At 61.8% G+C, this 14,910-nt stretch carries 14 protein-coding genes; all 14 read right to left on the reverse strand.

Annotated features, from left to right (window positions below; translation table 11 throughout):
* Positions 1-79 precede the first annotated feature (79 nt).
* The 14 genes from G4923_RS12660 to mshE all read right to left on the reverse strand — a co-directional run bounded on the left by G4923_RS12660 (position 80) and on the right by mshE (position 14,866).
* A complete protein-coding gene (locus tag G4923_RS12660) occupies positions 80-667 on the reverse strand; it encodes a Maf family protein (protein ID WP_106885186.1) in 588 nt (195 codons plus the stop codon).
* 51 nt (positions 668-718) lie between these two features.
* Positions 719-1,204, reverse strand: coding sequence for a rod shape-determining protein MreD (gene mreD, locus G4923_RS12665; protein WP_163137275.1), 486 nt, complete (start codon positions 1,202-1,204; stop codon positions 719-721).
* On the reverse strand, positions 1,204-2,112 hold the full coding sequence (mreC, locus tag G4923_RS12670; RefSeq protein WP_163137276.1) for a rod shape-determining protein MreC: 909 nt from the start codon (positions 2,110-2,112) through the stop codon (positions 1,204-1,206). Before mreC ends, mreD begins: the two co-directional genes overlap by 1 nt.
* A gap of 41 nt (positions 2,113-2,153) precedes the next feature.
* Positions 2,154-3,194 carry a rod shape-determining protein gene (locus G4923_RS12675; RefSeq protein ID WP_005308111.1) on the reverse strand — a complete coding sequence of 347 codons (1,041 nt, stop codon included), beginning with the start codon at positions 3,192-3,194 and terminating at the stop codon, positions 2,154-2,156.
* Positions 3,195-3,410: 216 nt separating this feature from the next.
* On the reverse strand, positions 3,411-7,745 hold the full coding sequence (locus G4923_RS12680) for a DUF6701 domain-containing protein (RefSeq protein WP_240455333.1): 4,335 nt from the start codon (positions 7,743-7,745) through the stop codon (positions 3,411-3,413).
* Between the two features lie 25 nt (positions 7,746-7,770).
* Entirely contained in the window at positions 7,771-8,241 is a 471-nt protein-coding gene (locus tag G4923_RS12685) for an MSHA biogenesis protein MshP (protein WP_163137277.1), read from the reverse strand.
* On the reverse strand, positions 8,231-9,076 hold the full coding sequence (locus G4923_RS12690) for a PilW family protein (protein ID WP_163137278.1): 846 nt from the start codon (positions 9,074-9,076) through the stop codon (positions 8,231-8,233). The genes G4923_RS12685 and G4923_RS12690 overlap by 11 nt, the downstream gene beginning before the upstream one ends.
* The gene (locus G4923_RS12695; protein ID WP_163137279.1) at positions 9,076-9,651 is read right to left on the reverse strand and encodes a prepilin-type N-terminal cleavage/methylation domain-containing protein; all 576 of its coding nucleotides are present in this window, start codon (positions 9,649-9,651) and stop codon (positions 9,076-9,078) included. The genes G4923_RS12690 and G4923_RS12695 overlap by 1 nt, the downstream gene beginning before the upstream one ends.
* Positions 9,638-10,120, reverse strand: coding sequence for a prepilin-type N-terminal cleavage/methylation domain-containing protein (locus tag G4923_RS12700; protein WP_163137280.1), 483 nt, complete (start codon positions 10,118-10,120; stop codon positions 9,638-9,640). Before G4923_RS12700 ends, G4923_RS12695 begins: the two co-directional genes overlap by 14 nt.
* A 66-nt stretch (positions 10,121-10,186) precedes the next feature.
* A complete protein-coding gene (locus G4923_RS21370; RefSeq protein WP_163137281.1) occupies positions 10,187-10,630 on the reverse strand; it encodes a prepilin-type N-terminal cleavage/methylation domain-containing protein in 444 nt (147 codons plus the stop codon).
* Between the two features lie 18 nt (positions 10,631-10,648).
* Positions 10,649-11,308: a type II secretion system protein gene (locus G4923_RS12710; protein WP_139744580.1), complete on the reverse strand. Its 660-nt coding sequence runs from the start codon at positions 11,306-11,308 to the stop codon at positions 10,649-10,651.
* Positions 11,309-11,384: 76 nt separating this feature from the next.
* Positions 11,385-11,846 (reverse strand): hypothetical protein, encoded by a 462-nt coding sequence (locus G4923_RS12715; protein ID WP_139744579.1) that lies wholly within the window; start codon positions 11,844-11,846, stop codon positions 11,385-11,387.
* Positions 11,847-11,932: 86 nt separating this feature from the next.
* Positions 11,933-13,153 (reverse strand): type II secretion system F family protein, encoded by a 1,221-nt coding sequence (locus tag G4923_RS12720; RefSeq protein ID WP_163137282.1) that lies wholly within the window; start codon positions 13,151-13,153, stop codon positions 11,933-11,935.
* Between the two features lie 3 nt (positions 13,154-13,156).
* Complete coding sequence (mshE, locus tag G4923_RS12725) at positions 13,157-14,866, reverse strand: MSHA fimbrial ATPase MshE (RefSeq protein WP_163137283.1); 1,710 nt, start codon at positions 14,864-14,866, stop codon at positions 13,157-13,159.
* Between the last annotated feature and the right edge of the window lie 44 nt (positions 14,867-14,910).

Genomic DNA, 14,910 nt, shown 5'->3' on the forward strand with positions numbered 1-14,910 from the left:
AAGTTACCTTGCCTTTCTAGTTTTGAATTCTGGCACGACGAACAATGGGTAACTCAGCAGCGAACTGCTGACGAGGGGATTACCGAGTCTGCTCGAGGTGCTGCTTGATCAACAGATCCGTCTCCAGCAGGGGCAGGCCGACCACGGCGCTGTAGCTCCCCTCGATGCGGCTGACGAACTTGCCGGCTATTCCCTGGATGGCATAGGCACCGGCCTTGTCGCAGGGTTCACCCGTGCGCCAGTAGGCCTCTATTTCGGCCTCGTCCAGCTTGCGGAAGGCCACATTGGTGGTCACCAGCCGCACGTCGCAGCGCTCCGGGGTGGCCAGTGCCACCGCCGTCATCACCTGATGGACCTTGCCGGAGAGTGCCTCCAGCATGTCCTTGGCATCGAGCAGGTCGGAGGGTTTCTCCAGCACCCTGTCCCCCAGCACCACTATGGTGTCGGCGCCCAGCACAGGCAATGCGGTCGGGGCCGCGGCCACACCGGCCATCGCCTTGTCACGGGCGAGCCGGCAGACGTAATCCTGGGGCTTTTCGCCCGCTTCCCGCTGCTCGGGCACATCCAGCCTGAGCACCTCGAAACGGTAGCCCAGCTGGGTCAGCAGTTCGTGCCGGCGGGGCGAGCCCGAGGCGAGATAGAGTTGCAGTTCGTTGTGCTTGTTCATATTCACTCAATGAGATGAGACGCAGTTACAATCCGTTGTTTTTGCTCATGTTCACTTGATATTGAAGCGACGGCGTACCTTGCGCAAGACCATAAAAATCCAGGGCCATATTAACATCGTTGTCAACGTCGACCAAAAATAGGCCAGGTTGAGGCTGGCACGGCTGAACAGATGCTCGGCCCAGAACACGGTGATCTTGCCCACCAGGGAGAGCAGACCGATGATCAGCGCCTGCTGCCAGAGGGAGAAATTGCGGATCTTCTGGAACTGGAAGGCCGCCAGATAGGTGGTGATGGCCATGGCCATGGCCCGCACGCCGAGGGTGCTGCCGAGCAGCACATCCAGCAGCAGGCCCGCCACCCAGGCGGTGCCGACGTTGGTGCGGTGCGGCAACGCCAGCGCCCAGTAGATGAGCACCATGGCGAGCCAGTCCGGCCGGAAGGGTTCGAATTGAAAGGGAAGCGGCAGGATCGAGAGGCACAGGGCCAGCAGGATCGAACACCAGATCCAGATCCTGCCGCTGGCGGGTTGCAGCATCAGCGCGTCGCCTCCGCCGCCGAAGTGGCCGTCGCCGCAGAGGGCGCAGCCGCAGGCGTCATGGCCTCGTCGTCATGCACTTCCGGCTTCTTGTCGGTCCACAGCAGCAGCAGGTAACGCAACCTGTCCAGTGCCACCAGGGGCCTGGCCTCGATCTGGGCGAAGGGCTTGCCCTCCACATAATCGGATCGGGTCACGGTCGCCACCGGATAGCCTTCCGGGAAGCGGCCGCCGAGGCCCGAGGTGACCAGCAGATCGCCGACCTGGACGTCGGTGTTGCGCGGCAGGTTGCGCAGCTCCAGCTTGTCCAGCTCGCCGCTGCCGGAGGCGATGGCGCGCAGATCGTTGCGCAGCACCCGCACCGGAATGCCGTGGCTGGAGTCGGTGATGAGCAGGACGCGGCTGGTGGTGGAGCCCACGTGGAGCACCTGACCGACCACCCCCTGATCGTTGATCACCGGCTGGCCGTTATAGACGCCGTCCAGCGCCCCCTTGTTGATCAGCACCTGATGGCTGAAGGGGTCGGAATCCACCGACAGCAGCTCGGCCACCATCTTGCGGGACTCCTTGTGCACCGGCGACCCGAGCAGCTCGCGCAGGCGCTGGTTCTCGTGTTCCAGCTGATCCAGCTTGAGCAGGCGGGAGCGCAGGGTGAACAGTTGCTGCTCCTGCTGCTTGGTCTGCTCGATCAGGCTGGATCGGGTCTGCACCTGGGTCGACATGGTGTCGAGCAGGATACCGGGAGCATTGGCGATGTATTGCAGCGGGCTGACGAGGGAACTCAGATAGACGCGGACGTGCGTAAACACACCGAAGCGGGAATCCGCGACGATGGCAGCGACAGAGATGATGACGGCGAGAAACAACCGTAACTGAAGCGAAGGGCCTCTACCAAAGATGGGTTTCATGAGTCGTCAAAAAAGAGCCGGCGCTCGGCCGGCTTTGGGTCTTATTCGTAGTGGAACAGATCGCCACCGTGCATATCGATCAGCTCCAGCGCCTTGCCACCGCCACGGGCGACACAGGTGAGGGGATCTTCAGCCACGACGACCGGGATGCCGGTCTCTTCCATCAGCAGACGGTCGATGTCTTTGAGCAGGGCGCCACCACCGGTCAGCACCATGCCGCGCTCGGAGATGTCGGACGCCAGCTCGGGCGGGGACTGCTCCAGGGCGACCATGACGGCGGAGACGATGCCGGACAGCGGCTCTTGCAGCGCTTCCAGGATCTCGTTGGAGTTCAGGGTGAAGCTGCGGGGCACACCCTCGGCCAGGTTACGACCACGAACTTCGATCTCGCGCACCTCTTCGCCCGGGTAGGCGGAGCCGATCTCGTGCTTGATGCGCTCGGCGGTGGCTTCCCCGATCAGGCTGCCGTAGTTGCGGCGCACGTAGCTGATGATGGCTTCGTCAAACTTGTCGCCACCGATCCGCACCGACTGGGAGTAGACCACACCGTTCAGGGAGATGATGGCCACTTCAGTGGTACCACCACCGATGTCCACCACCATGGAGCCTGTTGCTTCGGAAACCGGCAGGCCGGCACCGATGGCGGCGGCCATGGGTTCGTCGATCAGGTAAACCTCGCGGGCACCGGCGCCCAGCGCGGATTCCTTGATGGCACGGCGCTCGACCTGGGTAGATCCACACGGCACACACACCAGCACACGGGGGCTGGGGCGGAAATAGTTGTTGTCGTGAACCTGTTTGATGAAGTGCTGCAGCATCTTCTCGGTCACGTAGAAGTCGGCGATGACGCCGTCCTTCATCGGACGAATGGCGGAGATGTTACCAGGGGTACGACCCAGCATCTGCTTGGCGGCATGACCGACGGCAGCGACCGATTTGGCGTTCCCGCGCTCTTGGCGAATGGCGACAACTGAGGGTTCGTTAAGGACGATCCCTTGATCTTTTACGTAGATCAGGGTGTTGGCAGTTCCCAAATCGATCGACAGATCGTTGGAAAAGACGCCTCTGAGCTTTTTGAACATGGCTACGGGAAATCCTAAGAATTTGGAGGTGCAGAAAACCGGCTAACTTTACCAATGCCCACCCCAATGGGCAAGCGCTCAAACTGTCGCCAGTCAATCAAGCGCGACAAAAATGCGAGTCATCACTCACCCGCTCAGGCCGACAAACACTACGAAACAAGGAGATAAGACGCAGGCCCATCCCAAAGCGCCCCTCTCCTTGTCCCCATATCATTTTCAGGGCATCACTTCGCGGCGATAAATAATGCGATCGTTGCCTCGAGTGGAGCCGAAAATGGCCTCCCCCGCCTGAGTGAGTGGATCCGACAGCCAGAGTGGCCGTGACGGCTGTTTCGACAACTCCACCTTGTAGGGAATGCGCACCGCGACATTTGGTGCAGAGAAATGAAACAGGATCTCACCTTTATTTACTGTCGCTACACTGGCTGGCGCAGCCAGACCACTGAGGGTCAGGGTGCTGTTGAAAGATTGTGGCGGCGTATTTCCTGGTACCAGACCCGTGACCTCATAAGAGCCGTTGTTGAAACTGATCTTGCGCGTCGAATCTAGGATGGTTGCCGGATCAAAACCATTATTAGCCAGAGATAGTTGTGTACAAACATCCGCTTGATTGATTTTCCAACCACCCCCTTCGAAATATTGCACCTGCAGAGGCAACGTAAGCGGGGCGCTGGCAACCCCCTGCCGGGTACTGGCCTGTAATCGACCGAAATAGGCTTGCATCGGCACACTGTCGAGCAGCCGGGCATTGCATCCGCTACCGCTGCAATCCCCCGCCACCGTCTCATTGAAGTTCGGGCTGGCAATCTGGGAGTTATCACCATCGTTGTCCCTCATATAGAGACCAAATAACAGCGACTTGTAGGGGCCGTCTGGCTGGGTGTCGGACAGGCGCACGAACTCGCTGCTACCGGTGAACGCCGCTCGCCCGTTGAACCATGGCAGGGGCTGTAGGCTACGCAAGCGGCTCGACAGCGAGTTGCCATCCTTGTTGTTGGCTGTCGTGATATAGGCTCCCCCCTTGGCAAAGAGACCCGTATAGTTCTGGGTCTGGCTCCCCGCCATGTTACGGGCCACCACCTCCAGCTTGATGCCAAATGGCTGACTCATATAGGTAAAGTCTCGCTCTGGTGCCGTCGTATCCACACAGGCTGGCACAACATCACTGCTCACCAGATTGAAGTCCCAGGGCACGAAGCGCCCCACCGGCATGCTGGCAGCGGGCGGTATGGTGTAGTTGAAATAACCTGCCGCCGGTGGGGTCGCCGTCATCCGGAACACTCCCACCTCACTCACTGTCTGGCTAATGGTATTGGCACTGTTGGTCGCTGCCACATGGTTATAGGTGGTAGTACCCAGCGCGGCATTGGTGCCCGGGCTTGGTGCCACCAAGGTGCTACCCAAGCCAATGCCACTCAGCACAAAGTTGGGCGTAGTCTGATTCCCTGCGCAGATATCCCCATCATTGGCCGACTCCCAGGCCATCGCCTTGATATCTATCTGGAACGTCTCCCCCGCTTTTCTGAATACAGGGCAGCTGCTATCACCTGCCGCGCAGACCCCTTGCGGGGGCGTAATACACAGACCGACCGGACGCGCCACAAACTGATCCGCGCCTAGCATCACCAGACCCGCCGTCTCACCACTGCCATTATGGCGGGCATAGAGCTGCATCTGACCAGCATCGGGGTAGGTCACTTTTTTCAAGGTCGCCTTACCCTGATTATCAAAAGTCAGGTTGAGGGTGGTTGGTGTTGGTAAAGGAACACTGGCGGCATAAGTAGCAATGACATTGCCATCGATGGAAATCTTGCTACCAAAGCTATTGGTATTTGGATTGTTGTACGTTCCCCAAAAGCCGACAGACCTCACCCCGGTAAATCCTGGCACACACTGCTGGGTAAGATCGTCTTTCTTGACCGCACTAATAGTCACATCCTGAGGCTGGTTGGAATAGGTATCCGGCACGTTGAACAGGAAGCCGCTGTCGGCAAAGCTGAGGGTACAGGCGGCGTCGCTCAGGGCACCGCTGCCCGCCCGGCAAAGCGTCGTGCTAAGCGGCTTGGTGGACGGCGTCGAGCCACTCACCCCCACCCTCATGGCCGTCGCTAGGTTGTTGCGCAGCTGCAATTTGGTGGTGCCGTCGCTGAAATTCACGGTAGCGGTGTTGCCGTTGTAGCTCACCTGGCTGCCGGCTATCCAGCCGTTGCTGCCGTTTTTAAGCGGCGTCAGGGTGGCGCTTACCGGGTCCGTGAACAGCTGGCTGCAACTGTCATTGGCGCAGGCCCGGATGATGAGAGTCTCCGGGTTGCAGGTCAGGGCCTGGCCTGAGTGATCGAACTCGAAGTGATTGATCTGGGTCCCCACCGGACTGGACTTGAGGGCGCAGATCCGGACGTTGTCGATCTGGTGGGCGTTGGTCGCATCCCCCGTCGAGCCGGTCAGAGACAACAGCAGATTCTCGGGAATGGCCGCCTGGCCACTCTGGGCGGCGGCATTGAAGCTGTCGATAAGGGTGCTGTAACCGCTCCCCGTGTTGCGCTCCACCTTGACCATGGACTGGTCCTTGGTACGCGAATCTATGGTCAGTCGATAACGGTGAGGGCGATTGCTGTCCGAGCCGCTGTCCACGGTCGGCGACAGGCAGTTGCCGTTGGCGTTGTCGGCGCCGTCTTTGCAAGTCCCCTTGAGGTAGTTGTAGCCGCTGGTGCCTGAGCCCGAGCCACGCACCACCACGGACTGCTTGCGTCGCCCCTTGTTGGTCGCCCCGCCTTCGCCGGAGAAGTTGCCATATTCGTCTATGCCCACCCCGAGCCAGCCACCGGCAAAGCCGTTGTTGACCCCCGTCTTGAAACCATACCCGAGGGGCCCGCCGAAGGCGCCCGGTTGGGGGGTATCCCTGGCATCCGAGAGCACCACCGCCATGCCGTCCGCCCCGTTGCCACCGTGGGCATACTGGTCGAACTCTATGGTCACCAGGTTGTTGGCGGCGGGGAAGAGCCGCTGGTAAGTCGCCGAGGTGGATTGCTTGGGGCTGGCCTGGGTCATGCCGAGCCGGCCATTGACGATGGCGGGGGTAAAGTCGCCGCTGCTGCGAGCCACCACCCAGTTGTTGCTGAGGGTGCTGGCGGAGAAGTCGTCGCTGAAACAGGTGAGTTCCTCTTCACAGATACCGGGCCAGTCACCGGTAAAGGGCTCATGGATGACCTTGCTGTTATCCGTCATGGTGACATTCACCGCCGACACAGCCCCCGTCAGCTGGGCCTGCCAGCTCATGGCCAGATCGCCCGCATTCACATAGAGAATGGCGTTGAGTTTGGCATTGTCGCTCATGGTGACCTTGCCAAAGTGGTAGAGCCTCAGGTCGTTGGCTTTGCCCCCAGCATTGACCTCCATCTGGTTGCTCAGGGTCAGGTCACTCTTGAGGTAAAGCTGGGCCGCGAAGCCGGTATCGAAGATCAGCTTGTCGTTGCTGCCAAGCTCCAGCTTGTCGATCCAATGGCTGCCGCCACGGAAGTAGAGCCGGATGTCGGACGTGCTTTGATGCTTGAAGGTCTTGACGTAGCTGGCCTGCAGATAACCATTGATGACGCCGTTGTCGCTCACCTCCAGGGTCTGATGCAGTTTGAGGGTCAGATCGCCGCGACTGCCCGCGGCCGTGATCTTGCCCTGCCCCTCCATCTTGAGCCCATAGACAGCGAGAGAGCTCTGACCCTGGAAGGTCATGGCACTGTTGCGCTTCATCCCAAGGTTCTTGATGACCCAGTCTCCGGCTCCCATCAGCACGCTCTGGCCACCGGCCGAAACATCCATAGTGACGTTATCTATGTAGCGCGGCTGGAAGACGGCCGTCCCGGTATTTCCATTGCCCGAGACATCCAGAGAGCTGTAGACGGTGACCCTGGCGTCGTTGAGCTTGCCCTGGCCCGTGACCATCAGATCGTTCACATGAAGGTTTCCCGACCCGGTGACGCCACTGTTGTAATCATTCCTGATGGTCAGCCTCTTGGCATAGACGGTCGCGCCATTGAGGTTGAGCACGGCACCCTCGCTGATCGACAGGGTATCGAAACGATAGGTCTGGCCCGATTTCAGGGTCGCCACGCAACTGTTGCCCCCCCATGAGGCACTCTTGTAGTCACCGGCTGCAGGCGAGATGGCGCCGTCGCAAGCGAGATCCTTTTTCCCGCTATAGGACGGAAAGCCTCCCGGGTTGGCAGGAAACTCGTTGGGGTCGCTGATAAATGCCACATCCTTGAGCGGGCTGGCCAGGACGCCGCTGACGTTGCAACTGGAAACCCAGGTGCCGTTGTTCCAGAAGCCACCGTTGTTGCAGTTGGCGTTCGGCTGGATGGTTTTGCCAAGGAAGGGGTAATTGGTATCCATAGTGGCGCTGGTGATCCGGCTCTCGCCACTCATGGCTAGCCGACCGGGAGAAGCATGGCTCTGAACCGGGTAGGCGAAGGCCGCAGTGCACTGGCTGGCGGCCTGCACCGAGGCAGAGCACCAGAGCAGCGCCAGCCACAGGCCTGAACTCAAGCGGGGCATCATGGGTGCTCACTCCTCATTGGGGATCTCACTGTGTCACTCCATCAAAGGCTTCCGCCACCAGGGTGCGGCTGACGACAAAGCCCGGGTTGGCGCCCGCTGCCTCTGTGCCACAGGTGCCCAGGCTGGTGAGCCGGTAGGTGGTGCTGGTCTCTCCCCCCTGACTGGCCTGGATCTCATTGCAGCTCACCGAGACCCGGCACCCGCTCAGGCCGGGATCCTTGTCGAATACCCGGGACGCCGCCACCCTGGTGCAGGCGGCGGGCAACTCGGCGCCACTGCGATTGGGAAACAGCTGGTAGAGGGCGATTTCCAGCCCGCTCTGGGCCGCCATCAGGGCACGCACCCCGCGCACCTCCACCGTATTCTTCTCGCCGCTGTCCACCAGGAAGCGGCCCATGGCCGCTGCCAGCAGGGCCATGATGACGATGACGAAGAGGGCGACCACGATGGCGCTGCCGCGCTGGGGCGCCAACCTGCGGGGAGGCCTAGGGAACATTGAGCGTCTCCAGCTTGTGGTTGAAGAGGACGCGCTCGCCGCGCTGCTCAAGCTCCATCCGCAGTCCCACCTCGCTCTGGCTGAAGGCGGCAGGTTCACGGTAGAAGTAATAGGACGCAGGGCGAATATGCTCGGCCATCAGGGCCGGCGAGCTCCCGTGAAAGTCAGTGCCTATGGCGGCGCTGGCCCGGGTCAGGGCGGCATTCATCACGCAGTAACGCACCTGCTGACGGGCAAAATAGATGCGCTGCCCCGGCGACTCCTTGGCGAAGGTGTCATCCACCGTCAGCGGCAAGGCTCCCGAGACCGGGCTCCCCACCGAAATAACCCTGGCCACGCAGTTGCCATGGAGGCACCCCTGCTCCAGGTTGAGAACTGGATCGGCAAGGGGGTAGATGATGGCAAGGTCCTCATCTTTCTTGGGCAGCACCTCAGGCACCACTATGGTGAGCCCACCGCTGGCCGCAGAGCCCAGATAACGGCTGGCGGTGGCGATCGGCCAGAAGCGCAGACAAGCGCCCCGCGCCACCAGCTTACCGTCGACATCCTCGATCCGCACCGAGCCCGGCACCGCATCCCGCAGCTCGCGGTTGAGCCGCTCCAGGGCGAAGCGGGCATCGCTCATCAGCTGCTCCCGGCGGCTGGCATCCCCGTAAATCTGGGTGCCGATGCCGATAAACTGGCTGGCAAAGGTGGCCATCACCCCGAGCAGCAAGATCACCATCACCAGTTCCACCAGGGTGAAGCCCCGTGCCCGCCCAGGTCGGACGCGGTAACGGGTTGCGGTAACATATGCGTCATCGGACGCGGCATAACGGGAACGCGGCTTGTCCATCAGTAATTCCCCCGATAGAGGGTGAAAGCCAGCTCGCTCTCGTCCGGCAGGCGCACTGTCAGAGCGACGCGCTTGCCGATGGACTCGGCCCCCAGGCCTGAGCTCCCGAACAGGGTATCCGGGGTGACGGCGATCCTGACCTGATAGTGGCGATACTCCTCGTCGCTGACGCCCTCGGCATCCATCTGGGTAAACTGGTTGGCGTCCACCCAGTTGCCAGCGGTATCGAAGTCATCCACGTCGTTGAACTCGTAGGGGCGCGTCTCGCCGCCATCCGGACCGTAATCGGCGACCGGGGTGCAGGCGGGATAGGTCACCGCAGGGGTGCCGACCGTCTCGCCGCAGCGAAAACGGCCGCCATTGTGATCCGAGTGTTCATCGAAGGATTTTTGCAGCACCTCGCCGAGGATCCGCTGGGCCAGCTGGGCGCCCCGCACCTGCTGCACCGGATCCACCCCCTGGGGGGCCTGATTGATGAGAAGCCCCAGGATCCCGGTCAGGGCGATGGCCAGCAGCACAATGCCGACCACGAATTCGATCAGGGTGAAGCCGCGACGGGCCTTAAGGGAGGGCATGGATATAACCTTCCGGCTCGATACGCAGTCGGGCGCTCTCCTGCCCGCTGCTCACCAACAGGTTGCAGCCAGTGACGCAGGTGGACGGTGAGAGCGGACGGCCGCTGCGCTTGTCGAAAAAGAAGCTGCCTTGCGGCAGGGAGATGTCGCCGGAGGCCGTGACAACGCGCCCCCGGATCCGCTCGTTAGCACTCCAGTTATCTATGATGGACCCGGACGCACAGCTGCCCGTCTGGGTCAGGTGAGCGAAGCGACTCTGCTCCAGCACCAGCTGGGTGCAGCGCGCCTCCCCTTCATGCATGTTCATGGTCTGCACCAGCCGCAACCGGGTCACCAGCTCGTCACGCAGGGTATGGGTTTCAAAGCCGCCTTTGCCCAGCCACTTGGGCACGGCAAAGGCGGCCAGAATCCCGAGCAACAGGATCACGATCACCAGTTCAATCAGGGTGAAGCCCTTGGCTGTCGTCATTCACGCTCTCATCGGGGATATCGTGGATAAAGAAAAAGCGAGGCCGAAGCCCCGCCCTTTTAATCATTACTTGCCGCAATCAGTGCTGACGGCGATGGAGGGAACACCACCAGCAGCAGTGATGGCATTATCGTAAGTCACGGCACATTTGCTGTTGGGCTCGTTGCTTGGCTTGAAGGTGGCGATAGAACCAGACATCGCACCACTCCAACCGTCCAGTGCAACAGTCTTGCCTGCGTCAGTATTCACCGGATAGCCATAGTTGGTCTTAACGGTTGCGCCAGCCACAGAGACTGCACCAGAAGAGGAGCCCTCAACACCCAGAATGGCAGCCTTGCTGTATACCAACTGAGACGAGCTTTGCAGTGATGCCTTCACGCCATTGGCAGCAGCCAGACGCGCATCATCCTGCAGATTCAGGAACTTGGGCGCAGCGGTGACCGCCAGAATGCCCAGGATGATGATCACGATCACCAGTTCGATCAGGGTAAAACCCGCCTGCTTTTTCATTACATTTTCCTCTGTTTATCAATTGATATTGGTAGTCACCTGGCCGGAGGCCGGGCGGTAACTGAAACTCATGTAGGCATCGGTGCTCCCTTGCGGGTCCTGATAGCGCCCATCACTTCCCTTGCTCAGGCTGTTGACCAGATAGTAACGGCAGACCGAATCCAGTCCATTGTTGCTCACCGTGGCATAGAACTTCAGGTCATTGCCGCTACCGCGCACCTCGTCAAAGTTGGCAGTAGCCTTGGGAGGATTCTGCAACAAGCCCTCCCAAATATTGAGACAGCGGGCCGCCGTCAGATTGGCCGGATCCACATCGGGAGCGCCGCTCGCCGCCGTGTCCATGGGATAACCGGGGGAGAGCTCGCCATTGCTGACCTGGCTGTCGGTCGGCGTGGTCAGATAGAAACGGGAACCGTCGTACAGCACAGTGTTGAGGCTGTCCTGCTTGGCACGCCCCTCGGCTTCCCACTGGGCCCGCACCAGAGAGACCGCTGTGGCGAAGCCGCCCGATACCCCTTCCACGCTGGCCTTCTTCGCCTCGTCGGTCACGTCGAGAAAACGGGGCAAGGCGGTGACGGCCAGGATCCCCAGAATCACGATGACGATCACCAGCTCTATCAGGGAAAAACCGGCCATCTGACCTGGTCCCTGGCCGGCGCTCACTCTCTTTGCTGCCATGCTGCCTCCGTAATGTTCCGCATTATTTCATGCAGATAGAAAAAAATCATGTCGCTGAAGCACTTGAGAGATCGACTCAAGGCTTCGCCAGTACCCGGCCATCGCTGAAACGGTAGAACAGCCAGTGCCCTTCCCAACCAAACTCGCAGCCGTCCCCATGCTGGCTGGCGAGTGCCTGCCAGGACGGCAACCCCGGATCCTCGGGGCCGATCAGCGTCAGCCAAAGCTGACGGCAGTTGGCGGAGGGGGACTGCAGCGGCAGCACCGCCAGCGGCCAGCCCCGCCCATCGAACTGCCAGGCCACCCCTTCTGCATGCAGCACCTCGGGGCGCCGCTCATCGAGCCAGCGCCCGTGCAGTCGCTGGGCCCGCTCGGCAAATTGCTCCCCCAGCAGGCTCAGGCTGACCGCCAGCGCCTCTTCCCTGTGGCTGCGATAGCTCAGGGCCAGGGTGGCAAGGATGACCAGCAGCAGGAGACAGGCGATCAGCCGCCTGTAGCCTCCCAGCCAACGCTCATCCTGCTCGGACTGTCTGCTCATGCCTCTCCCGCATCTTGTCTACCGCGAACCGCACGCATCATACCCCCCACCAGGAGAAGTGAAGATGCTGAACCACATCACCCCCATCACTGACCGCGAACGGCACGCATCATGTCCCACATGGGCGTAAAGATACCGAGCGCCAGCACCAGCACCATGACGGCCACTATGCCGATGAGGATGGGCTCGATGCGGGCGGTGAGGCTCTTGAGGTCATAATCCACCTCCCGCTCGTAATACTCGGCCGCCTCGTGCAGCAGCTCGTCCACCTGGCCCGTCTCTTCCCCCACAGCGATCATCTGCATCACCAGGGGGGTGAACAGGCCGCTGGCACCGGCGGTGCGCAGCAGGCTCTCGCCCCGCTCTATACCCGCCCGCATGTCGCGGATCTGCCCCGCCATATAGGCGTTGTCCACCGCATCGGCCACCAGGGTCAGCGCCGTGTTGAGCGGCACCCCGGCCTTGAGCATCATGGAGAAGCTGCGGGCAAAACGGGCCAGCAGGGAGCGCTCTATGATGGTGCCGACTATGGGCAGCCTGAGCTGCCAGCGATGCCAGGTCAGCTTGCCCTGGGGGCTGGCGACCCAGCGGCGCCAGCCAAACACCATGCCCGCCAGGATGGCCAGCAGCAGCCACCAGTAGTGGACGAAGAAGTGGGAGGTGGCGAGCAGGATCCGGGTCGCCAGCGGCAGCTCGACCCCGAACTTGGCAAACATGCCGGCGAACACAGGGATCACCATGATGTTGAGGATCACCATGGCGATGCCGATGGCAATCATCACGAAGCTGGGGTAGCGCATGGCGGTCTTGATCCGCTTGCGGGTCTCCAGCTCCAGATCGAAATAGTTGGCGAGCTGCAGGAAGGCCTCCTCCAGCTGGCCTGTGTTCTCGCCGACGTGGATGATGGCGACGAACAGGCTGTTGAACACCTTGGGGTGAGCCTGCATCGAGCTCGACAGCGGCCGCCCGTTGCCGAGATCCTCCCCCAGGGTATGGAGTGCCCGCTTGAGCGGCTTGCTGTGGGCGCTCTCCTCCAGCCCGGCGATGGCGCGCAGTATGGGAATGCCCGCCCGTGTCAGGGCATACATCTGGCGGCTGAACACCACCAGCTCCTCCAGCTTGACGCTCCCCTCCAGCAGCAGCGACCAGTCGATGCCGGCCGCCCTGGCCTTGCCCGCTTTGAGCTCGGTGGGCATCACGCCGCGGCGCATCAGCTGCTCGGCGGCGGCCAGCTCGCTGGCGGCCTCCACCATGCCGCTGACGGCCTGGCCCTGACTGTCGCGCCCCTTGTAGTTGAAGCTGCCCATGGCTTATCCCAGATCCTCGGCCAGCCTGAGCACCTCATCCACCGAGGTGATCCCCTCACGGGCATAATCGAGCGCCGTCAGGGCCAGAGGCCTGTAGTGCTCGTGCTCGCGCGCCGCCCGGGCAAAGCCCTCCGCATCGTTGCGGCGCAGGGCATCCATCATGGGTTGATCCAGCTCCAGCAGCTCGTAGACCCCGATCCGGCCCGCATAACCGGTGAAGTTGCAGCTCTGGCAGCCACGCCCCTTGCGATAGAGGTGCTGGCCGGGTGCCTCGCCGGAGAGCATGGTGAGCCAAGTGGCCTGCCCCTGGTCCGGCGCCGTCTCGCAGGCGCAGTGCTCACACACCCGTCGCACCAGACGCTGGGCCACCACGGCCCGCAGGGCGCTCGCCACCAGATAGCCGGGGGCCCCCATGTCGATGAGGCGCAGGGCGCTGGTGACGGCGTCATTGGTGTGCAATGTGGTCAGCACCAGGTGGCCGGTGATGGCGCCACGCAGGCCTATCTCCACCGTCTCGTTGTCCCGCATCTCCCCCACCAGCAGGATATCGGGATCCTGACGCAGGGTGGAGCGCAGCACCTGGGAGAAGGTGAGCCCTATCTTGGGGTTGACCTGCACCTGGTTGACCCGCGGCAGCCGGTATTCCACAGGATCTTCCACCGTGATGATCTTGTGGCTGGCCTGGTTGAGCTCGGAGAGGGCGCCGTAGAGCGTCGTGGTCTTGCCGCTGCCGGTGGGGCCCGTCACCAAAATCATGCCGTGGGGGCGTTTGAGCTGGCGCCGGAAGCGGCCCAGGATGGCCGGTGGCATGCCAGTTTCCGCCAGCGACAAGATGCCGGAGGATTGATCCAGCAGTCGCATCACCACGGATTCCCCGTACTGCACCGGCATGGTGGACATACGCACATCCACGTCCCGGCCGCGCACCTTCATGGCGAAACGGCCATCCTGGGGCAGCCGCTTCTCGGAGATGTCGAGCCCGGCCACCAGCTTGAGGCGCAGCACCAGCGCCTGGGCGATGCGTACCTCGTTCAGTACGTTTTCGTGCAGCACGCCGTCGATGCGCTGGCGAATGCGCAGCACCTTCTCGTCCGGCTCTATGTGGATGTCGGAGGCCCCCACCTGCACCGCGTCCTCGAACAGGGAGCGCAGCAGCTTGGCCACGGTCGCCTCCCCCTCGTCACCGGCCCCGAGATTGCTGGAGCCCAGCTCGAAGCTGGCGTCCTGATACTCTTCGTGCAGCTGCTCGGCGAAGCTCTCTATCTCCCGGGTGCGGCGATAGAGGCGGTCGAAATACTCCAGCAGCTGGCCTTCCCGCGCCACCGCCAGCACCATTTCGCGGGGGCTGAGCAGGGCGGCTATGGCATCCAGGGCGCTCAAGTCGGCGGGATCCGACATGGCCACAGTCACCTTGTCGTCGCTGAGGTTGACCGCCAGCGCACGATAACGGCGGGCCTGCACCTCGGGCAACAGGGTCACGGCCGAGGCGTCTATGGTGAGGTTGTTGAGATCGAAGAAGGGCACGTCCAGCTGGCGGGCGAGGAACTGCAACAGCTGCACCTCGCTGATGAAGCCGAGATCGATGAGGGTGGTCCCCAGCTTGCGCCCGGTCTGACGCTGCTGCTGCAGGGCGAGCTGCAACTGATCATCCGAGATGATCTGCTCCTGTACCAGCAGGTCGCCGAGGCGCATTTTCAGTCTGGGTTGTGCCATTGTTGCTCCAAATTCCTGATTCTGATTACGCCGATGACAGTGAT

The sequence above is a fragment of the Aeromonas rivipollensis genome (genome assembly GCF_010974825.1).
GTDB lineage: Bacteria > Pseudomonadota > Gammaproteobacteria > Enterobacterales > Aeromonadaceae > Aeromonas > Aeromonas rivipollensis.